This window comes from Paenibacillus rhizovicinus (assembly GCF_010365285.1).
In the GTDB taxonomy this organism is placed as follows: domain Bacteria; phylum Bacillota; class Bacilli; order Paenibacillales; family Paenibacillaceae; genus Paenibacillus_Z; species Paenibacillus_Z rhizovicinus.
In genome coordinates, this window is sequence record NZ_CP048286.1 from 4,090,807 (window position 1) to 4,113,123 (window position 22,317).

At 53.6% G+C, this 22,317-nt stretch carries 17 protein-coding genes; all 17 read left to right on the forward strand.

The features are described from left to right. The first annotated feature begins 113 nt into the window (after positions 1-113). The 17 genes from GZH47_RS18355 to GZH47_RS18435 all read left to right on the forward strand — a co-directional run bounded on the left by GZH47_RS18355 (position 114) and on the right by GZH47_RS18435 (position 21,914). A complete protein-coding gene (locus tag GZH47_RS18355; RefSeq protein WP_162642437.1) occupies positions 114-4,529 on the forward strand; it encodes an Ig-like domain-containing protein in 4,416 nt (1,471 codons plus the stop codon). Between the two features lie 167 nt (positions 4,530-4,696). Continuing rightward, positions 4,697-7,399: a stalk domain-containing protein gene (locus tag GZH47_RS18360; protein WP_162642438.1), complete on the forward strand. Its 2,703-nt coding sequence runs from the start codon at positions 4,697-4,699 to the stop codon at positions 7,397-7,399. A gap of 72 nt (positions 7,400-7,471) precedes the next feature. Then, on the forward strand, positions 7,472-8,632 hold the full coding sequence (locus tag GZH47_RS18365) for a sensor histidine kinase (RefSeq protein ID WP_162642439.1): 1,161 nt from the start codon (positions 7,472-7,474) through the stop codon (positions 8,630-8,632). A gap of 6 nt (positions 8,633-8,638) precedes the next feature. Beyond that, positions 8,639-9,367: a response regulator gene (locus tag GZH47_RS18370; protein ID WP_162642440.1), complete on the forward strand. Its 729-nt coding sequence runs from the start codon at positions 8,639-8,641 to the stop codon at positions 9,365-9,367. A gap of 229 nt (positions 9,368-9,596) precedes the next feature. Then, positions 9,597-10,328: a glycosyltransferase family A protein gene (locus GZH47_RS18375; protein WP_162642441.1), complete on the forward strand. Its 732-nt coding sequence runs from the start codon at positions 9,597-9,599 to the stop codon at positions 10,326-10,328. Between the two features lie 382 nt (positions 10,329-10,710). Beyond that, complete coding sequence (locus GZH47_RS18380) at positions 10,711-13,137, forward strand: helicase-related protein (RefSeq protein WP_225446123.1); 2,427 nt, start codon at positions 10,711-10,713, stop codon at positions 13,135-13,137. 7 nt (positions 13,138-13,144) lie between these two features. Further along, positions 13,145-13,981, forward strand: a complete 837-nt coding sequence (locus tag GZH47_RS18385; protein ID WP_162642442.1) for a ComFC family protein — start codon at positions 13,145-13,147, stop codon at positions 13,979-13,981. 302 nt (positions 13,982-14,283) lie between these two features. Next, a complete protein-coding gene (locus GZH47_RS18390) occupies positions 14,284-14,703 on the forward strand; it encodes a flagellar protein (protein WP_225446556.1) in 420 nt (139 codons plus the stop codon). 156 nt (positions 14,704-14,859) lie between these two features. Further along, the gene (gene flgM, locus GZH47_RS18395; RefSeq protein ID WP_162642444.1) at positions 14,860-15,138 is read left to right on the forward strand and encodes a flagellar biosynthesis anti-sigma factor FlgM; all 279 of its coding nucleotides are present in this window, start codon (positions 14,860-14,862) and stop codon (positions 15,136-15,138) included. A 10-nt stretch (positions 15,139-15,148) separates the two neighbouring features. Continuing rightward, positions 15,149-15,649, forward strand: a complete 501-nt coding sequence (locus tag GZH47_RS18400) for a flagellar protein FlgN (protein WP_162642445.1) — start codon at positions 15,149-15,151, stop codon at positions 15,647-15,649. A 14-nt stretch (positions 15,650-15,663) separates the two neighbouring features. Continuing rightward, positions 15,664-17,199 carry a flagellar hook-associated protein FlgK gene (gene flgK, locus GZH47_RS18405; protein WP_162642446.1) on the forward strand — a complete coding sequence of 512 codons (1,536 nt, stop codon included), beginning with the start codon at positions 15,664-15,666 and terminating at the stop codon, positions 17,197-17,199. Between the two features lie 18 nt (positions 17,200-17,217). Further along, positions 17,218-18,132, forward strand: coding sequence for a flagellar hook-associated protein FlgL (flgL, locus tag GZH47_RS18410; protein ID WP_162642447.1), 915 nt, complete (start codon positions 17,218-17,220; stop codon positions 18,130-18,132). A gap of 14 nt (positions 18,133-18,146) precedes the next feature. Continuing rightward, positions 18,147-18,716: a DUF6470 family protein gene (locus GZH47_RS18415; protein ID WP_162642448.1), complete on the forward strand. Its 570-nt coding sequence runs from the start codon at positions 18,147-18,149 to the stop codon at positions 18,714-18,716. Between the two features lie 91 nt (positions 18,717-18,807). Next, positions 18,808-19,245, forward strand: a complete 438-nt coding sequence (gene fliW, locus GZH47_RS18420) for a flagellar assembly protein FliW (protein WP_162642449.1) — start codon at positions 18,808-18,810, stop codon at positions 19,243-19,245. A gap of 17 nt (positions 19,246-19,262) precedes the next feature. Next, positions 19,263-19,505 (forward strand): carbon storage regulator CsrA, encoded by a 243-nt coding sequence (csrA, locus tag GZH47_RS18425; protein ID WP_162642450.1) that lies wholly within the window; start codon positions 19,263-19,265, stop codon positions 19,503-19,505. A gap of 122 nt (positions 19,506-19,627) precedes the next feature. Further along, on the forward strand, positions 19,628-20,398 hold the full coding sequence (locus GZH47_RS18430; RefSeq protein ID WP_162642451.1) for a flagellin N-terminal helical domain-containing protein: 771 nt from the start codon (positions 19,628-19,630) through the stop codon (positions 20,396-20,398). Positions 20,399-20,553: 155 nt separating this feature from the next. After that, a protein-coding gene (locus GZH47_RS18435; protein ID WP_162638950.1) for an IS1182 family transposase occupies positions 20,554-21,914 on the forward strand; the annotation gives its coding sequence in 2 pieces (ribosomal slippage) (positions 20,554-21,121 and positions 21,121-21,914; 1,362 coding nt in all). The last annotated feature ends 403 nt before the right edge of the window (positions 21,915-22,317 follow it).

Below are 22,317 nucleotides of genomic sequence, written 5' to 3' on the forward strand. Positions count from 1 at the left end.
GCATTGAGAAGCTCCCTAATTAGCAGGCTGATTTTTGCGGTAACGTATTCATTTCGAGCGTCCTCCAGCCGAAAAATAAAGTACGAGTGTCTTTAATTAGGGAGTGGGTAATTGTGGTCCGAAATCACAGATGGGTATCATTCTTCATTGCAGCGATAATGGTCCTTCAATTCGTCGTGGGCGGGTTGATCGCCAAACCGATTCCGGTCAAGGCTGACTCCGCCGGGCCGGTTATTTCAAGCAAGTCTCCGTCGGCCAGCGCGACGAATGTGCGGACGGATGCCAAGCTTGTCATTACATTTGATCAGAACGTGAAGAAAGGAACGGGCGGCGCGACGATACAGATTCATAAGCAATTGACGAATGCGCTCGTCGAATCCTTCGATGCTGCCGGCAGCACCAATGTCGTCATCGGGACTGGCAATAATCGCAACGTGGTCACGATTGCGCCAAGCAGCAACTTTAATGCAGATACCAGTTACTACGTGACCATTGATCCGGGCGCATTCGTCAGCGAGAGCGATAACAGTAATTTTCTCGGGCTGACGAGCGCATTGGACTGGAGCTTCAGAACGGCTGCTGAAGATAAGGAGAGGCCGGTCTTAAGTAACGCAACACCGCTCGTTCCGGCCAATAACGATACGGTTGGCGTAAGCACGAAGCTTACGATGAATTTCAGCGAGCCGGTCTACGCGGCAAGCGGAATCATTACGGTTACCAATACATTAAAATCGTCGGATACTCAGGCGATCAGCGTCAATTCGACGAGCGTTAGCGGCAGTTCGACTTCGACGATTACGGTTACGCTGCCGAACGTGCTGCAAGGCAATTCGGAATATGCCGTCGTTATACCGGACGGTGCCTTCAAAGATGCGGCCGATAATTCCTTCATTAACGCGCCGGCGTGGAAGTTTAAGACATCGCCGCCGCCGCTTGGCACACCAACGTTGTCACCAATGGATGGCGCCTACGGGGTCAGCGTTTCCGCGCCGCTGGTTCTTAGATTCCCTGGCAAGGTCGCAAAGAACGCGGGCTATATCTGGATTAACAAAGTTTCTGACAATTCCAGCGTGCGCCAGATCAGCGTAACGGACGCAAGTCAGGTAACTTACGTCAATAACGGCGATGGAACCGATGTGACGATAACGCCGACTGGCGGTTTGCCTGCGAATACGAGTTTCTACGTGCTGATTGATACAAACGCCTTCCAATCCGCAACAGACTCGAACTCGCTTTATCAAGGCATCTCGGATGCAAGGGCATGGGGCTTCAGTACGGATCCCGGCAACGATCAAACGCCTCCGACGTTAATTGACGCTGACCGCAAGCCCCTAAATACGCAGGCGACACTGACGCCAAGCTTGGAGTTGAACTTCTCCGAGCCGGTCTATCCGGGAACAGGGAATATTACGATTCGTTCCTATCCGTCCGGTGCGTTATTCGCGAGCATTCCAGTAACGTCTTCAAGCGTGACTGGCGGAGGAACAGCGAAGATCACGGTTACCAATGTCAACAAGTCGTATACGAATAATACGACATATTACGTCGAGATCGATAGACAAGCATTCTCCGATGCCAAGGGGAATTATTATGCCGGCATCTCCGGCGCAAGCGGGAGTAACGCGTGGCGGTTCACGGTGACATCGGACACGGTCAAGCCGACGCTCGTCCTGCAATTGCCGGCCAATGCAGCGACGAACGTTCCGCTGCAAGGCGCCAAGCTGGAAGCGACTTTCAGCGAACCGATCATGCTGGGTACGAATTCATCGGCGATCAGCATTAAACGGGTATCCGGCAGCACAACCAGCTTCCCGACGACGTTATCCATCGACCCAACAAACAATCGTAAACTACTGATTACAGTGACGGGTACAATGACGGCTAGCACCGATTACTATGTCGAGATGGGGGCGGGCGTGGTAACCGACCTAGCGGGGAATGCTTTTGACGGCATTCTCAATCAATACCAGTGGACATTCCGGACGTCCAGCAACACGACGGGCGCGCCGACAGTTTCGAAAGCGGAATTGGTCGGTACGACGATGATCAGAATTACATTCAACGAGAACCTCAATGAAGCTGCGATACCGTCGGCTGCAAACTTCTACGTGACGGTGAACGGTTCGGGGCGCTCGGTGACGGGCGTGGCCATCAGCGGCCAAGTCGTGACGCTGACGCTGCAGAGCGCGGTCGCTTACGGTCAGACGGTCAAAGTTTCGTATACGGCTGGAACGACGCCGATCAAAGACTTGTCCGGCGTCGCGGCTGCCAGCTTCTCCAATGTGAACGTTACGAACGTCGCGGATACGACGGCGCCGTACCAAGTCAATGGGTCGATCACCGGCAATTCGGTTCTGTTAACCTTCAGCGAAGAATTGACTCCGGCCAGTTCCTATGCTTATTCGCTGTTCTCGTTGAGGATTGACGGGTCCTCCCGAACCGTCACTAGCATCTCCAGTTCCGGCAATATTATATTCCTGACGTACAGCGGGACGGCAGCGACATTCGGACAAACGGTGTCGGTCTCCTACTATAACTACAGTTCGTCGTATGCACTCAAGGATTTGGCTGGGAATTTGCTGTCTTCTTTCAACGAGTTCTATATTCAGAACGGTCAAGATCAGAAGGTGCCGGTTCTGCAATCGGTAGCGGCTTCCGGATATCAGATCACGCTCGGTTATGACGAGGCGCTGAATCCGTCGCTTACACCGCCAAGAACGGCATACTACGTGACCGTGAATGGATCGAGCCGTGCAGTCAGCAGCGTCAGCGTAAGCGGCGCGCAAGTGTATCTCACGCTTTCGTCCGCAACGTCCGCAGGAGATTCCGTACTCGTCTCCTATGTCGTGGGATCGCCTGCCTTGTCGGACTTGGGCGGGAATGCCGCCTCTGCTTTCAGCAATATGCCTGCGAATAACGGGAGTGCATCGTCACTCAGCCTGTATGGCATCATCGCCAAGGGCAGCACGATTACGCTCAGCTTCTCGTCGGCGCTAAATACGAGCTATGTTCCTTCCGGATCCCAGTTCGCTGTCAAAGTAAACGATGCATCGCGGCTGATTCTCAATACGGCGGTCAGCGGCTCCGCGGTGGTGTTGACGCTGTCGGCACCGGTTAATATCGGCGATACCGTCAAGGTTACCTACAGCAATTCGGGATACGGCCCGAGATCGACCTCTGGCGTAATGCCGGCTTCTTTCACCGATTCAGCAGCGGCCAACCAGACGACATGGGCGGATAACGCAAGCGGCGATTTCGACACGGCAGAAGGCGGCGGATTATTGTTTAAAACATCGGCCGCAACTACGTCATCGGCAGTATCGCCTTCCGGCAAATCCGTGCATCAGTATGCCTTGTCCTCGGAGAAGGTAACGAACGCCTATAATACGATACGCTCCGTAAGCGGCATGGCTCCGCGCGTCGTCTTTACCGTTCCGGACTCGGAAGACGCGGCTGTAGTGGCATTGCCTCTTGGCGCACTGGAGGATGTGAAGAAGCTTACCTCTAATGCCTCTATTATGGTGGCCTATAAATCGGTCACGTACGAAATTCCGCTCAGCGCGCTCAATTTCATGCAGCTGGCGCAAATGATGAATGCTGGCAGCGCTGTCGGCCAATTGATCGTCTCGATCGATACCAACGCGAGCTCGCTTGCAACCGGATTGAACACGCAGCTGAGTATCGCGAGAGCGCAAACGCTCGTTAACCCGATCAGCTTCCAGCTGTCCGTAACGAACAACGGTCAGACGAAGACCGTCGAGAATTTGAACGGTTACGTGACGCGCACGATCACGACGGCTTCAAGCTTAGACGGCCGCCAAGTGGCAGTCGTATGGCTGGATCCGCAGTCCGGCAAGCTGTCCTACGTACCGACGCAAGTGAAGCAAGTGAATAACCAGTCCGTCATTACGTTCAAACGCAAAGGCAACAGTGAATACGCGGTCATGAAAGGCGCCACCAGTTACACCGACTTGAATAACCACTGGGCCCGCAACGATATTCTACTGCTTGCCAACAAGTACATCGTGGAAGGCAATACGCTGACCACCTTCGCGCCGAACAAGGCGATTACGCGCGGCGAGTTCGCGATGTTTATCGCGAAAGGGCTGGGGCTTACCGGCGACCGGGCGGCAGCGGCGAAGTTCAAGGACGTGAACACGTCCACGAGCCTGGCTGCCTATATCGGCGCAGCGGCGACGGCCGGCATCGTCCAAGGCATGACGGACGGTTCCTTCAAGCCTAACAACCCGGTCACCCGTGAAGAGATGGCATCGATGATGATTCGCGCGGCCAGCGCGGCAGGCGTTCAAATTTCGCTGAGCACTTCGGCCGCCGACATTCTGAAGAAGTTCAGCGACCGCGGCAAAATCGGCACTTGGGCGCAGACGGATGTGGCAAAGTCTGTCCAGGCTAAGATCATCAACGGTCAGACGTCGTCGACATTCGGCGGCAAGAACCAAGCAACGCGAGCAGAGGCGGCAGTCATGGTGAAGCGGCTGCTTAATTACCTAGGCTTCCTGGATATCTAGTAGAATGATGCAAGTGAGTAGGAAAAGGGCTATCCTGTCGAATAGACGCGGATAGCTTTTTTTTGTCGGTCGAAAGATGTTGATAGGAGTCTTCTATCATCCGTAACTTTTCCAGCGGTTTCATAGTCTAACTAACTAGACTTTGTGATGGGAGAGTTGCTAGAGAGATGCGTAATGAACACAAGATGAAACGGATGCCGGCAAGAAACGGCAGACGATTGCTCATATGGACGCTCGGAGCTTCATTGCTCGTGCAGCCGATTCTGATTGCAGTGCCGGCCTTTGCGGCTGCGAACGAAGCGGCGACAACAGCGGCTGTCACGCAAGCGGCAGTCAAGAAGCTGGCCGTGACCAGCCAGGAAATGATTACGTCCGGCGCGAAACGTGTCGATTATAGCTGGATCAGCAAGGCGGGGGCGACGCCGTCGGCCGTGCATGTCATAGAGGTGGATTTGACGAATCCGTACGTGAAGCTCGATGTCATGAACGGCAAGACGGGTTCGGTCTCGGGCGTCGGCTCCGTCGGGAGCATGGTGAGCAACTCCGGGGCGGTTGCGGGCGTTAACGGAGATTACTTCAATACGGCGAACGGCAAAGGCGCCCCGATCGGCGCAGAAGTAACCGGCGGCCAGCTGGTGTCGAGCCCGTCTCAGTTGACAGGCATGTACGCCTTCGCCTTAACGGCCGATCATAAACCGACAATCGATACCTATGGTTTCGAAGGAAACGTAACCGCGGCCGATGGTTCGGTCTTCCCCCTTTCCGGTATCAACAAGGCTGCTTATAAGACGGAGCCGAACGATGCTTACAGCCATGCGAATACCATGCATATCTACACGAGCGCCTGGACCCAGACGAGACCGGACGTTAGCGACAGCTCCACGACGCCGACGGAAGTACTCGTGCAGAACGGCATCGTGACGCAGTTTGCGGACAATAAAATGATCTCGGGCAGCATCCCGGCGGACGGCTATATTTTGCGGACGCATGGCAAAGCGGCCGAATTTGCGCGCGCGCATCTGCAGGTGGGGACGAAGGTAACGGCCGCTTACAATCTGATCGCGCAGTCTACCGGGCAGAAAATCAACCCGGATGCCCTGCAAATGCTGATCGGCGGCCATACCATTCTGGTCGACGGCGGCGCTGCGGCAGCCTACTCCCGCAATCCGAGCAGCATCAGTCCGAATTCCGATCGTGCACGCACGGCGTTGGGGTATACGAAGGACGGCAAGAAGGCGCTCATCATTACGGTCGAGGACAGCGATCACAGCCAAGGCGTAACGCTCGCGGAGCTGCAGCAGATAATGGTACAGCTGGGCGTATGGAAGGGCATGAATCTCGACGGGGGCGGTTCCACGACGATGATATCGCGTCCGCTTGGAGAGACGGCAACCCAGCTGACATTCCCGACAGAGTACGGCACGACGCAGCGCCTTGTAGCGAACGGCCTAGGCGTCTTCTCGACAGCGCCCTCCGGCGCGCTGATGGGGATCAAAGCAAGCGGCAGCAGCGTGCTGTTCATCGGCCAGCAGGCCGCGTATGCGATGAAGGCGTACGATACGTTTTATAATCCGATCGATCCAAGCCAATTGAAGCCGGTATGGACGGCCGGCACGGCGCTCGGCAGCTTCTCGGGCAATACATTTACGGCGACGAAAGCGGGATCGACGACGATCTCCGTTAAATCCGGCACGGTCAGCGACAAGCTCGCCGTTGAAGTTATCGGCGGCGCTGACATTGCTTCCATGACGGTAGACGCCAGCTCGCTTGTATTGGAGCAGGGCAAGTCGATGGCGCTGCCCGTTCAAGTTACGCTGAAGGACGGCCGCAAGCTTACGCTGCCGGCTTCTTCGGTCAAGTGGGAGTTCCGCGGTTTTACGGGAACGGTGAACAACGGCACCCTGACGATCGGTACCGTTAATCCAGCAGCGCAAGCCGGTTATGCCATCGCACGCTATGACGGCTTCTCTTCGATGGCGGTGCTGGCTGCGGGCGCAGATAAAAAATTCGACGATTTCGAGAGGCAGACCTATCCAATTTCGTTCCAAGGTACGAATGGTGTAGTTGGAACGACTTCCATCGTGTCGGGACTATCGGGCTCGAATAGTTCGAGCGTCGTACAGCTGCAGTATGATTTTACGAATGGCAGCGGGACAAAGGCGGCCTATGCCGTACTGAACGGCACGGGACGCAAAGTGGACGGAAGTCCGTCCGGAATGACGATCGACGTGATGGGCGATAAAAGCTTGAACTGGGTGCGCGCGGAGTTTATCGACGGCAAAGGCGCCTCGCATTTAATCACGCTCGCCAAGCAGGTGGACTGGAGCGGCTGGAAGACGATCAAAGTCAATCTGGCAGCGGAAGGCATGACGGCTCCTGTAACGCTGAAGCGGCTCTATGTGGCTTCGCTGGAAGACGGCCAAGACGAACGCCTGCTGACCGGGACGCTCGCCTTCGACAATGTCTCGTTCCAATATCCGGCAGTCGTGCCGGAGCCGGCGCGGACGCGGATCGACTTGAAGCTCGGATCCAAGAACGCGACCGTCGGCGGTAAGCCGTATCAGCTCGATGTGGCGCCGCTGCTGCTGAACGGTACGACCTACCTCCCGCTGCGTTTCGTGACGGAAGCCATGGGCGCGCAGATCGGTTGGGATGCCGTGCTGAAGCGCGTTTCCGTGCTGCGCGGAGCAGAACTGCTGGAGATGGTGGTCGGAAGCAAGGACTTCGTGCTCACCGGCGTGCGCAAACAGTCCGACGTGGCGCCGATTACCCGCAGCGGACGGACGCTCGTCCCGATTCGCCTCGTTTCCGAGCAATTAGGCCTAGTCGTCAATTGGGACGGCAAACTGGGCACGATTACCGTGGAATGATATGGGTGCCTGCGATCAAATCTGTGCTATGATAGAAGTAGTAGAACATGGAGAAAGTAGGCTTGGAAGAGCATGGAGTATCGCGTAGAGGATATAGATCGAGTCATTAAAAATGCGGTCTCCGTCATGGAGGATAGCAAATATCAGATTTTTGAAATTTGCGAATCTGCGCGGAAGGAAATGTTTTCTCTTGGCCAAGAATTGAACCAAGTGCTGACCGAGGCCGGGACGATTATCGATAAGGTCGATATGCTCGAGCTGGATTATCGCAGGGCGAGAATCCGGTTGACTGAAGTTAGCCGGGATTTCGTCCGATATAAAGAAGAAGACATCAAAGCCGCATACGAGAAGGCAACGCAGCTTCAATTGGATCTGATGATGTTCCGCGAGAAGGAAACGTATCTCAAGACCCGCCGCGACGACTTGCAGAAGCGGGTCCGCAATGTCGAGAAATCGATCGAGAGGGCAGAATCGATCGCTTCCAAAATCAATGTGGTCCTGGAGTATCTGTCAGGGGATCTGAATCAGGTAACGCGCATACTGGAGTCCGCCAAGAACCGTCAGCAGATCGGGCTGAAGATTATTTTGGCCCAGGAGGAAGAGCGGAAACGGATCGCCCGGGAAATTCACGACGGTCCGGCCCAGTCTCTCGCAAATATAGTGCTTAGGACGGAAATTGCAGAACGGATGCTGATGAAGCAGGAATTTCAAATCGTGCAGGACGAATTAATAGACTTGAAGAGTCAGGTACGTTCAGGCATCGAAGAAATACGCAAAATCATATTCAACCTGCGTCCGATGGCATTGGATGATTTGGGCCTTGTGCCAACCCTTCGCAAATATATTCAGGATTATGAAGAAAAAAGCAAGATTCGCACGAAGTTCGACACGATCGGCAAAGAAATCCGTCTGCCCTCGGCGATGGAAGCTGCGGTATACCGGATGGTACAGGAAGCATTCAGCAATGCATTCAAGCATGCGAATCCGACCTTTGTCTCTCTCGAAATGACCTATCAGGTACAAATGGTGAAAATTGTCGTTAATGACAATGGTGTCGGATTTCATACGAATCAGATCGAGTCTAAGGTCAAGAACAGCGTCCATTTCGGATTGATCGGCATGCGTGAGCGGGTTGAACTGCTCGAAGGGAGGATGGAGATCGAATCCGCTATCAATCAAGGAACCAAGATTACGATTCATATCCCCATCAACGCTGAATCTAGAAAGGAGTAAATGACGATGGAAATCAAAGCTGCTAGCGGTAAACGCAAAATCAAAGTATTGATCGCTGACGATCATCAGCTATTCCGCGAAGGTCTTAAGCGGATCCTCAATATGGAAGATGATTTGGAAGTCATCGGCGAATGTAACGATGGCATTCAAGTGCTCGAATTCTGCAATCAGACCAAACCGGAAGTCGTACTGATGGACATTAATATGCCTATCGAGAATGGCGTGGTGGCTACAGAACGGCTTCGCGATATTTTTCCGGAAGTAAAAGTCATTATACTCTCCATCCACGATGATGAAAGCTATGTCTTCGAGACGCTTCGCAAGGGCGCGAGCGGCTATCTCTTGAAAGACATGGAGGCGGAGGCGCTGGCGAACGCGATTCGGTCAGTCGTCAACGGCTATGCGTACATTCATCCCAAAGTAACGGGCAAGCTCATCAACCAGCTTCGCCGCATGACGTACCTCGACGAGATCGGCGCAACGTCCGGAGCGGCGGCGGCGCGCGAGACCGGCGTGAAATTCATTCCGAGCGAGGACAACCCGCTGACGCGCCGCGAGGCCGAAGTGCTTCGCCTCATGGCGGAGGGCAAGAGCAACAAGATGATCGGCGAATTCCTGTTTATCAGCGAGAAGACGGTCAAAAACCATGTCAGCAGCATATTGCAGAAGATGGAAGTGGACGACCGTACGCAAGCCGTTATTCATTCGATCAAGTTTGGCTGGGTGACGCTTTAAGCAAGTATAAATCAAGTATACATAAGGACGAGAAGGGCCTCCGTATTGTTGCGGGGGTCCTTTTTTTGGCATTCGGGCGGGAGGTAAGAAGGGGAGGATGGCGGGGCAAGCGCAGGAGATGAATATGGACCGGGAAGACCGATAAAATAGGCATCTCTCTTGTCCATGAATGACCGTAACCTCTGGGCGCTGCACGGCATATGCTGTCACAAAAAGGAGGTGGCTGCCTTTGATCACGGCGTTGCTGTGGATAGTCGGTTGTTACGTCTTGGCTGCCGCCGTCATTTACGCTTTATCGGTTATGCGCCGCCGGCAGGCGCGAAGCGTGAAGCATTACGTACTGATTGCAGGCAATGAGGATCAGCGGATGGAGTGGTATATGCGTTCGCTGCGCCGATTCTCGCATCTGACGGGTACGGACGTGAAAGTGACGGTTGTGGACAATGGTTCGGAGGACGATACGCTGAGCATCGCGAAGGTTTTTGCGAGGCGCGGGATGGACGTGCAGTTTCATTCGGGCGTTGAAAGCGGGCAAGAGGACAGCGTGGAGAAGGCAAGAGAATTGCCGGTGCTGAATGCGAAGGTTGAACAGGAAGAGGCCTCGAAGCTTCAGGCCGGAGCGAGTATTGAAGAGCAGGCGTCGTCCGCGGATGGACGCTCTGAAAAATGGAAACGTTTACGCGCGATTTGGCGTTGGCGGATGGGCGAGCAGGATGGAAGCGATGGCGTTCCGGCTGATGAAGCGGGAACGGCGGTTAAGCGCAGCAAGGCGGTAGAGCGCAGCAAGGCGGTAGAGAGCAGCAAGGCGGTAGAGCACAGCAAGGCGGTAAAGCACAGCAAGCCGGTAGAGCCTATGCATTTGCTATGGATGCTGCAGGCGGAGGGCGTGGTATCCGCGAAGGAGCATGCCGTGCTGATCGATTTGCAGAATCCGGATGATTTGTCGAAGCTGCCTTTTTGAGCGTGGGAGTTGGCGCGGGGCTGATAGAAGACCGGAAGAGCTAGGCGCTGTGGCGGATAGCAGCGTGAAGGGGACCTGTGAGGAGACCGAAAGAGCTAGGCGCGGAGCGGATAGTAGTGTGAGGGAACTCTGTGGAGAGACCGGAAGAGCTAGGCGCTGTGGGAGCGTTGGGATGGAACGGGATGAATGCTGCGGAAGCGGGATTGCTTGTAATGGTGAGGGCGATGTATAATGAGTCCAATTGAATGAACAGACGTGTGAAGCACACCCGTATGACTGCCGCAAGGCAGCGATGGGTGTGTTTTTTTGTTTGTTCGGTGAGTGGCAAGGGCAAGAGCAGGAGCGAGTGAGAGTAAGCTCTCATGTAGAGGAGGTTTTGGGGATGAAAGTAATCGTTTATGCTGTCGGAACGCCAGCAAACTCGTGGGCGGGCTGGTCGATTGCTCCGGAGGTTGATTACGCGTATTGGCTGAATCCGCGTTTTCGGGAAGAAGCGGAGGCGGCAGAGGAGTCGATTGATTATTTAAGTGTGAGCAGTGATTCGGGGTGGGACGAGCTCTGCTCGGGGGACTTCGCTGTTAAGGAAGGAAAGAGGCACAAGAGACCGGAGGTCGATCGGATTGTCGCGTGGTCGGAGCCGCTGCCGTTAGGGCACGCGCTGCAGGTGGCGGCGCGCTGGCCGGGCGAAGCCATGCCGGCGAAGCGGATGGAGCAAACGTTGTCGCGCTTGATCGACAACGTTTGGGCGGGCGACGCCCGCCTAGGGCTGCCGGTTCCGCGGCAGCCGGAGGCACATGCGGAGCATGTGCTTCGCGGGGCCGAGCCCGGCGACGGCCCCGCATGGGCACGGGCGCTGGCGGCGCGCGCTTGCCGCGCCGCTGCGCTGCTGCAGGGCCGAGCGCTGCTCAGCAGCGAAGCGCTCGCCCTGCTCGAGGCCGCGGGCGCGGCCGGGCCGGCCGGCGCCGCGCCTGCTTGGAGCGCGTGGGCTCCCGCGCTCCAGCTGGCCGCGCTGCTCGGCCGGCTGCGCCTAGGCGGCGCGGTCGCCCCGCAGCCGCAGCCCCGGCTGCTGCGGTGGCGGTCGGCGCTGGGCGCCAGGCCGCGCCCGCGGCTCCGCTGCCAGCGCTGCGGCAGCGGCACGGCGCGCATGCGCCGCACGCCATGCGCCGCGTGCGGCCGCGCATGCGCGTACTGCGAGGCGTGCCTCACGATGGGCCGCAGCCGGGAGTGCGGCCTGCTCATTCTTGGCTCGCCGGCCAATGTCGCGCCAGCTAGCACAGCCCGCGGCAATGTCGCCAGCTTTGCCGCGCCAACTGATGGGGCTAGCGGCATAGCCGCCCAATCCGCCGCCCAGGCGTACAATGGCGTGCCAGCTAGCGCAGCCCGCGGCCGTGGCGCCAGCTTTGCCGCGCCAACTGATGGGGCTAGCGGCATAGCCGCCCAATCCGCTGCCCAATCCGCCGCCCAGGCGCACAATGCCGCGCCAGCTAGCGCAGCCCGCGGCCGAGCCGCCAGCTTTGCCGCGCCAGCCCATGGGGCTAGCGGAATAGCCGCCCAATCCGCCGCCCAGGCACACAATGCCGCGCCGGCTAGCGCAGCCCGCTACGATGCCGCCAGCTTTGCCGCGCCAGCCCATGGTGCCAGCGGCCCCATCACTAACTCGGCCACCCAGCCGCCCACCGGCCCGCCGGCCCGGGGCAGCGCCGCTGCCATCACCCCGGATCTAACCCACTGGGGCCTCAGCCCCGCCCAAACGGCGGCAGCCACAGCGGCGCTCGCTTACATCAACGCCTCCGAAACGCGCAGCCAAGCACGCCGCAGATTTCTGCTATGGGCCGTAACCGGAGCGGGCAAGACCGAGATGATTTTTCCGCTCATCGAATCTTGCCTGGACCGTGGTGGCCGAGCGTTAATTGCCACGCCAAGAAGGGACGTCGTACTGGAGCTGGACCCTCGTATCCGCAAAGCTTTCCCGGATGCGAGCGTAGTTACGCTCTATGGCGGCAGCGAGCAGCGATGGGAGCAAGGCGTAATAACACTCGCCACGACGCACCAGCTTTTTCGGTTCCGAGAAGGGTTCGACCTTGTCATCGTGGATGAGATCGATGCTTTTCCTTATCACGGCGACCCAATGCTGCATTATGCCGCGGAGAACGTACGCAAGCCGGATGGCGTGCACGTATTGCTGTCCGCAACGCCGCCGGCTGCGCTTCGCATGGAAGCCAGGCTCGGCCGGCTCGCGCATGTACGCGTTCCCGTCCGTTTTCACAGGCATCCGCTCCCCGTCCCGGTCCTGATCCGAATTCCGCCCGTCCGCAAACTGCTTAAGCAGCGAAGTCTGCCGCGCCGTCTTGCACTGTCCCTCCGCAGATCCATTGAACGCGGCGCCCAGCTGTTCGTATTCGTACAGCAGATCCGGGACGTTGAGCCGCTCGCCGCTCAGCTTAGGCACCTTTTCCCTTCGATAACGATCGGCGGCACATCATCGCAGGATCACGACCGTGCGAGCAAGGTCATGCGATTTCGGGCGCGCGAAATCCGTTTACTTGTCACTACAACCATTCTTGAGCGAGGAGTGACGGTTCCGAAGAGCGATGTGTTCATTCTCGATGCGGACGGCAAGCTGTTCGATGACGCCTCGCTCATCCAAATGGCCGGCCGGGCAGGCAGATCCAAAGACGATCCAGCCGGTAACGTCTATTTCTGCGGATCTGCGCGGACGCGCGCGCAGCAATCGGCGGTTGCGCAAATTCGAGGCATGAACCGGATTGCGAAGCGTCAAGGCTATCTTCTCGACAAGGAAAGGAAGTGAGCGAAACATGGCTGCAGATGGCATTTGGCAAACGATTCGGCACATAATTCCCTCTTTCACGGCGCTGCTAGCCAAACGGGCACGGGGCTGCCTAATATGCGGCAACCGCTGCGATTCGAAGCAGCCCGGACAGTTCGGCGCCTTATGCGAATCCTGTTATCGCGCGATTCCGTGGATCACACGCGTCTACTGTCCGGTGTGCGGACGCCCGGAGCGCTGTCCCGATTGCGTCCGCCGCCGACAAGCGGCTTTCATTGCCAACCGTTCGGCCGTACACTATGACGCAGCGATCCGAGAATGGTTGGCACTCTACAAATATCGCGGCCATCAAGCACTTGAGCCGTTGCTCGGGGACATGCTGATAATTGCCTTTCGCGGATTGAAGGCCCAATTATCACGACACAATCACAATTCAGTCCCGCAGTACTTCGAAGCCGTCGTTCCCGTGCCCGTTAGCGAATCCCGGCTGCTCGAACGCGGGTTCAACCAAGCGGAACGGCTGGCTGCCCGTCTTGCTGCGTCCGAAGAGCTCCCGCTCTGGGACGTCTTGCGGCGAACGCGGCATTCAGACAAACAGAGTCTCAAGACGCGCGGCGCAAGGCTTCGCGATACGCTTCATCTGTTCGCGGCTGACGTTGCCGAGATGACGCATCTGCTTCAGTCGATGATCCAACAACGCCCTTCCACAGTTGCCCCCGTCAGCTGCCGGCTATTTCTCGTGGACGATATTTATACGACCGGAAGCACGGCCAATGCATGCGCCGAAACGCTTTTAATCGCAATGAAGCAGGCGGCGCCTGCCGTGCCGATCGAAATCTACTGCGTAACCCTTGCGCGTTCATAATGCTCCTTTTACTTTCGCTTTCAATTGCTCGTTCATGACGATTCTTTCACTTATCGCCGGCCCGTCCATGGTGACCCTTTCGACTAACAATGACCCGTTCACGTAGGAATCATCCAATGACTGCTGATTTATCGTTAGCAACTTGCGCACAACATCCCCAATATCAGACAATCTACCACAAGCTTGACAGCGTTATTTCAATCGGCTGCCTCCTTCGAACTTGTCCAAAAAAAAGGATGAATTTTGTCTGTTAATGAGTTAATATGAAGTCACAATCGGCCACTTGGAAGGGAGCATGAATGATGGATCTCGATAACTGTCCTCGCTGCGGGAAATTATTTGCGAAGAACTTCCGTGACGTTTGCCCAGTATGCATTAAAGCCATCGACAACGAATATATGCTTTGTTCGGATTACCTCCGCAAAAATAAAGGCACCACCATTACGGAATTGTCCGGCGCAACGGACGTAAGCATCAAACAAATTACGAAATTTATTAAAGAGGGCCGGATCTCCTTGATCGGCGCGCCGAACCTGATGTATCCGTGCGAGATGTGCGGCACTCTGATCCGCGAGCATAACAAGTGCGAGGGGTGCCGAGCGAAGCTGCTTCAAGAGGTGGATAAGGTACGGCCGAACCCGCCGGCGAAGAAGGAAACGAAAGAACCTACGAAAGCGCCTACTTCCGCAGCGTCCGTTTACCGCATTATGGATCGGAGCTAATGGAATACATACTCGTCATAGCGCCCGGCGAAAGCGAATCCTAGCGATTCTCTTTCCTCGGGCTTTTTCATTTACAGGGATTGACTATAAATAATTATTAAAAACTGCCGATAATAGTTGTATTAGCGAATCGGTTTTGAAGTTGGAGGGGTTAACATGAAGATCAATCAATCACAGCGAATCGGTGCCGTGAATCCGTACCAGAAGCAGAACGATCAACAGACAGGCGGATTGGACCGCAAGCGGAAGAGAGACGAAGTTCAAATTTCCGCCGAAGCGCAAGAAATGCTTTCGTACAGCCGCGTCAATGACCCGGAGCGGGCGAAGCGCATCGACGAGCTCAAAGAATCCGTCAGCTCGGGAACCTATCAGGTAGATGCCGGCAAACTCGCCGAGAAGCTGCTGCCGTATTTTAAAAATAACAACCAAGAATAGGTGAGTTTTCGTGGATGTCCGATCGATAATCGAAACGCTGGAGAAACAAGCGGCAGTCTACGAACATCTGCTTGCTCTGGCCAAAGAGAAAACTCCATATCTCGTTCATAATAAAGTAGATCTCTTGAATGCAACGATCCAAAAGGAACGGAAACTGTTGAAAACGGCGGATGAACTGGAATTGCAGCGGATGACGCTTTCGAGTCATTACTTCTCGAGTCTCGGCATGCTGCGGTATAAGGGCGGCAAAATCAGCGACATGATCAAGACCGTGACTTCGCCTCAAGATAAGTCCAGGCTGAATGAACTCCATCAACAATTGACTCGAGCGCTGGACGAGCTACAGAAAGTAGGACGGCTGAATAAGCAGCTAATCGAGCAATCGCTCAAATTTATTAATTATTCCGTCGATCTTCTGGTCGAGGACCCGAACGGCGATTATACCTATCAGCATCCCCGTAGCAACGGCTATGGCAATGTTCGGACGGGGCTTTTCAATACTAAAGGATAGGGGAGACATCCGCAATGACATCTACCTTTCATACATTAGAAACAGCAAAACGCAGTTTGTTTGCGCAGCAGACGACGATTAATACGATCGGCCACAATATTGCCAATGCGAATACGGAAGGCTACTCCCGGCAGCGCGTGACGATGGTGGCAAGCCGTCCGATGGAAGCTTTCGGTATGCAGCGGTCTCTCACGGCCGGTCAATTGGGTACCGGCGTAGAGGCTACAGCGATCAAGCGTGTCCGTACTGCGTTCCTTGATGATCAATTCCGGAACGAGAGCAAATATGTCGGCAGTTGGTCCGTTCAGTCGGATACTTTAAGCAAGTTGGAGTCCATCGTGAACGAACCGTCAGATTCGGGCATTCGTTCGGTAATGGACAAGTTTTATCAAGCCTGGTCTGATCTTAGCAAAGACCCCGAGAACGTGACCAGCCGCAAAATCATCCGTGAAACTGCGCTGGCGCTCACCGATTCCTTTAACCAAACAAGCAAGCAGTTGTCGGACTTGAGTAGTGATTTGACGAGCAGCATCGATGTTAAAGCAACTCAAGCGAATACCTACACGGACACGATTTCTTCCTTGAATTCGGAAATCCGTCGCATTGAATCACTCGGCGATGATGCCAATGACTTGCGGGATCAACGTGATTTACTCGTGGACAAGCTCTCCCAGATCGTGAACGTTGACGTGACAGAGCTTCCTGACGGCTATACGGTATCGATGGGCGGCATTAACCTGGTGAGCGGCAATACGACAATTCCGTTGGACGGTACGAGCCTGGAAGCGGCGTATCAGGGCGGCCAGTTAAACAACGGCGAAGCGTTCGGCATGATTGTATCGCGCGATAAGTATGTGGCGGATTATCAGAAACAGTTGGATTCGCTGGCGAATACGCTGGCCAATGGAGAGATTCAAGTAACGATTCCGGCCGGCTCCGTCCTACCGGGTACAGGTACGGCGACCACGCAACCCCAAACGATAACAGTGAACGGGATTAACGGTCTGCATAAGCTCGGTTACACACTGGGGGATCCGGCCACGGCGGGTCAGGACTTCTTCAACTTTGATACAACAAGCGCATCGGGAATAACCGCTGCCAGTATTCGGTTGAATCCGGTCATTGCGGATGATACGAACAATATAGCTTCGTCGATGCGGACAACCAATGTGAATGGGACAGATACGGTTGTGAAAGGTAATAATACACTGGCGCTGCTCATGTCGGAACTTGGCGAGGTGGAGTTCAGTTTCGACCAATCCGCAACGGGTAATGGAATCTCGAAGGCGACGCTCAATAACTTTTACAGCTCGATGGTCGGGGGGCTCGGCGTTCAATCCGAGGAAGCGCAGCGGCAATATTCGAACTCCGTCGCGCAACAAGACCAAGTGGAGAGTACCCGGCAATCCGTCAGCGGCGTTTCGTTGGACGAGGAAATGTCGGATCTGGTCAAATTCCAGCATGCTTACAGCGCTGCTGCCCGTTTCATGACAGCGTTCGATGAAATGCTGGATAAATTGATTAACGGTACCGGCCAAGTCGGACGTTAGAATAGGAGCTGAATAGTAATGGCTTTACGTGTTACGCCTGGCATGATGCATTTGCAGCTCTCTCGTAACCTGAATCGCAACCTGACGCAAATGAGCAGCTTGCAGAATGAAATGTCAACCGGCCGCAAAATCAATAAGCCGTCTGATGACCCTGTAGGCATTACCTACGCCCTTCGTTATCGCGCCGAATTGTCGTCCAACAGTCAATATCAAGAAAATGCTGATTCCGCGCAGTCATGGTTGGATTACAATGATACCGTGCTTGGGCAAGCGGGCGATGTCTTAAAGCGGGTCAAGGAATTGGTCGTGAATGGAGCGACGGGGACGAATCCACAGACTGCGCTCGACGCAATCAACGACGAGTTGACTCAGCTTAAGAGCCAATTGCTTGATATTGCGAACAGTCAATTAAACGGCAAGTACGTTTTCGGCGGACAGAAGTTCGATCAAGTTCCCTATGATCAAAATCAGCCAGGCTTTGATGCGAAGCAAGTGGCTACCGATACCGGAGACGTTTCCTATGTTGTTGGCTCGGGTGTTACTTTGCAGATCAATATGTCTGGGAACGAAGTATTCGGCGGCGGCAATCCGACTGAATCAGATAATGTATTTGCTGTACTCGATAACATCATCAGCAAGTTTGCTGCTGGTGACCATGGCGGAGCAGGGGCAGAGCTTGCTAATCTCGATAGCCGCACGAATAAAATCTTAAATGCGCGCTCGGAGATAGGGGCGAGGACTAATCGTGTCGAACTGATGCAAAATCGATTGGGCGATTTAGAAACCAATTTAACAGATTTGCAGTCCAAAGTTGAAGATGCGGATTATGACAAGCTGCTGATTGATTCCCAGGTTAACCAGAATATTTATCAGGCTTCGCTTTCTGTAGGTGCTAAAGTCATTACGCCTACGCTCGTGGACTTTCTTCATTAAGAGGTGAGTAACTCATGCGGCTTCCGATGATGCAAATTGAATCGCAGCGTGGTTTGATTGGCATCGAAACACAGCGTGCCCAGTATCATATTCAGTCACAGCAAGCTGACTTGCAGATTGAAACGAAGCCAACGCAACTCAATATTCACACGTCGCGTGCGGAGATGCATATTAACCAGGATCGGACGTGGGCGGCTTTGACCGGTGGGAATCCGCTTGAATTCATGCATCGGATCTACTCCCAAATGCCGAATATTGCGCTGCAAGGCATCGCGAATATAGTAGAGAAATGGAATCGGATAGGTGATTTACGCACAAAGCAGAATCCGATTCCTGAAATCGCTTTTGAAGCGATGAATCCAGGGCGGCAGAAAATTCAATATTTCGGACCGGCATCGTGTGATAATGTGGACATTTCGTTTACGGTGAATAAGCCGTCTGTTCAGGTTGAAGAGGGAAAAGTGGATGTCCGCGTACAAATGCATAAACCGGATGTTCAATATGAACGCGGTGACGTTCGGATCTATATGCGGCAGAATCCGGAGTTGACCATTACTCCTCCGAGAATTGATATGGTAGTATAGAGTTATTAGTTGTTAATTTAAATAACGCAGCTATAGGCGGAGTCAAGCGCACTATAGCTTTTTTCATTCTGATTCATATGGAGGTTATAGGATGAAATTTGAGACTAGACGATTTGGAGAAATTGTTATTAAAGAGGATCAAACATACCATTTCGAGCGCGGAATTCCGGGGTTTGAACACGATCGACAGTTTATGTTCGTTACAACAGAAGAACTCGAGCCTTTTGCCCATATGCAATCTCTTGAAGATGGAGAATTAGCATTTATTGTTACAGATCCATTTGTGTTTTTCCCAAACTATGAATTTAATTTGCCTGAGTCTGTCATGAATGAGTTGCAGATTAGTTCGGAAGAGCATGTCAGTATTCGAGTCATTGTCTCCATCAACGGTGAATTAGAACAAGCGACAGCGAATTTAATTGCTCCAATCATAATGAATACGAATAAACGTTTAGGCAAGCAGGTCATACTTACAGCAGCGTCATACTCAACTAGGCAACGTTTGTACAAGTCGGAAGAAATTGAATAGAGAGAGGGGCGATATGTATGCTGGTTCTATCTCGGAAGAAAGGGCAAACCGTAGTGATTGATGAGCAAATTGAAATCACGATACTTGAAATCGACGGTGAGACGATCAAGCTAGGGATATCGGCTCCTCAGAGCGTGCAGATTGTGCGCAAGGAATTGTTGACATCTGTTACGGAAACGAATCAAGAGGCGGCGAGTAAATCGCATGATCTCCAGAGCCTTATGGTGAATTTGAAAAAAATCAAAAATACTTTCCAATAGCTATAAAACTTTAGCGTGGTTAGCCGATAAGATAAATATGGCGGTTCCAATTGGCCGAGCGGAACTTGCGAAGTCCACAAGGATGTGGCACACACTACACAATTTCAGGGAGGAAATTACTAATGATTATCAATCACAACCTACCAGCAATGAACACGCACCGCAATATGTTGCTGAACAACGCAGCAGCTAGCAAGAACATGGAAAAGCTGTCTTCGGGTCTTCGTATCAACCGTGCAGCTGACGATGCAGCAGGCTTGGCAGTATCCGAGAAAATGCGCGGTCAAATCCGTGGTCTTGACCAAGCTCAACGTAACGTGCAAGATGGTATCTCGTTCGTACAAACAGCTGAAGGTGCAATGAACGAAGTTTCCGCAATGCTCGTTCGTATGAAAGAGCTGAACGTTCAGAAAGCAAACGGCACGTATTCGACGTCGGACAAGTCGAACATTGACCTCGAGTTGGATCAACTTGGCTCCCAGATCGATTCGATCCTAAACAACACGACGTTTAACGGAATCAGCGTTGCAGGTACTACAATTACGATCCAAGCGAATGATTCGACTGTGCAAATCGCACTTAGTGGTGTCGCCACTACGAACATCACTGGTCTTGATAGCACTGCCTCATTGGGAGGTATTTCGACTGCTATTACAGCAACGTCTACACAGCGTGCTAAACTTGGTGCTATGCAAAACCGTCTTGAGTACACGTCCAACAACTTGGGCACAACGTCTGAGAACATGCAAGCTTCTGAGTCCCGCATCCGCGATACGGACATGGCAAGCGAAATGGTTAAGCTGTCGAAGAACAACATTCTTCTTCAAGCTTCCCAAGCAATGTTGGCTCAAGCGAACCAACAGCCGCAAGGCGTTCTGCAACTGCTTCGTTAATCGTTATTGTTTCTCGAACAGAGACCCTAGATTATCTAGGGTCTCTCAGGCTGTCGAGAAAGTCTCGACAGCCTTCACTTTGCCCAATTAATTTAATACGACACCGCGTTAATATGTTATAATATAAGTAACATTTACGAACGGATGGTGCCGCGGTGCTACGATCGAACAAAGAAAAACAGCAGAATTACGAATTGGTTTCCATAGAAGATTTGGTACCTGCGGATCACATGCTTCGCAAGATCGATAAATACATTGACTTCACCTTTATCGACGAGAAGGTTCGCCATCTCTATTCGCAAGACAATGGGCGTCCAGCTATCGATCCCCTTGTTCTCTTCAAGATGATCTTCTTAGGCTATTTCTACGGCATTCGTTCCGAACGTCAACTGGAACGCGAGGTCCAAACGAACTTGGCTTATCGCTGGTTTCTAGGATTGGGACTCACCGATCGTGTTCCGGACCACACCACGATCAGCTGGAATCGTCGTACGCGTTTCAAAGGTACCTCGGTTTTCCAGGACATCTTCGATGAGATTGTGCTGCAAGCCATCTCGCATCGGATGGTTGGCGGTCGTATGCTCGTTTCCGATTCCACGCACGTAAAAGCCAATGCGAATAAACACAAATACACCAAAGAGCAGGTTCAGCAAAACACGCGTGATTATCTGGACGAGTTAAATTCCGCGGTCGAATCTGACCGAAAAGCGCAAGGAAAAAAGCTCTAAAACCACGAGAGGAGGTGAATGAAGACAAGGAAGTGAAGGTCAGTACAACCGACCCGGACAGCGGTTATATGTTTCGAGAAGGCAAGCCGGAAGGCTTCTTCTATCTGGACCACCGCACCGTCGATGCGAAACACAACCTCATTACCGATGTCTTCGTCACCGCAGGCAATGTGCATGATTCCGTGCCGTATCTCTCACGCTTGGACCGCCAACGTAACCGATTTGGTTTTGCCGTAGAAGCTGTCGCACTTGATTCTGGTTATATGACAACGCCGATTTGCAAGGGACTTGAAGACCGTAACATTTTCGGCGTCATTGCGCACCGAAGATTTCAACCAACACAGGGTCTGATTCCAAAGTGGAAGTTTACCTATGATGCAGAGCGAAACGTTTACGTATGCCCACAGCAGCAAGAGCTGCCCTACCGAACCACGGACCGTGAAGGTTACCGGCACTATGCTTCAAACCCGAAACAGTGCGCATCCTGCCCGATGCTGGAGAAGTGCACACGATCCCACAACAAGCGAAAGATTGTGACCCGGCATATCTGGGAGGACAGCAAGGAGAAAGTACGTTTGAATCGCCTGAGCAAGTCGGGGAAAAAGTTGTACCGAAAACGAAAAGAAACAATTGAGCGAAGCTTCGCGGATGCTAAACAGCTCCACGGGTTTCGCTATTGCCGTTTGCGGGGGTTACATAACGTGATGGAACAAGCGTTGATGACCGCCGCCGTACAGAACATGAAGAAGATTGCCCTCCAACTAGAGAAGAGGGCTTCGGAGGGGTAATACGCCCTCCGAAGCCCTGAAATTGAAAGAGAGATAAAAAAGAAACCCGCCGTTTTTAAAAAAACGTGGGTTTCTCTACACTCTGAGAGACCCTAGATTATCTAGGGTCTCTATTTTGTTGTACGCCCAGCATGGGCGTTATTTCTAGGCCACCCCTTCCGCTCGCAAAGACCAGAGCGATCTGCTGTGGATCGGATGGTCGAGCTTTCAGGTTATCTGGATCTTGGATTTTGGAACCACCGTATGCGAACCCGCATGTACGGTGGTGTGAGAGGACGGGGGCTAGTCGCCTCCTCCTACTCGATTCTAGGTTTTTTGATGAGTAGCGAAAAACATGTTGAATAGCTATCAATTTTGAAATAGTATTTCCGATATAATGTATATCAATTGCCGTGCGGCCAAG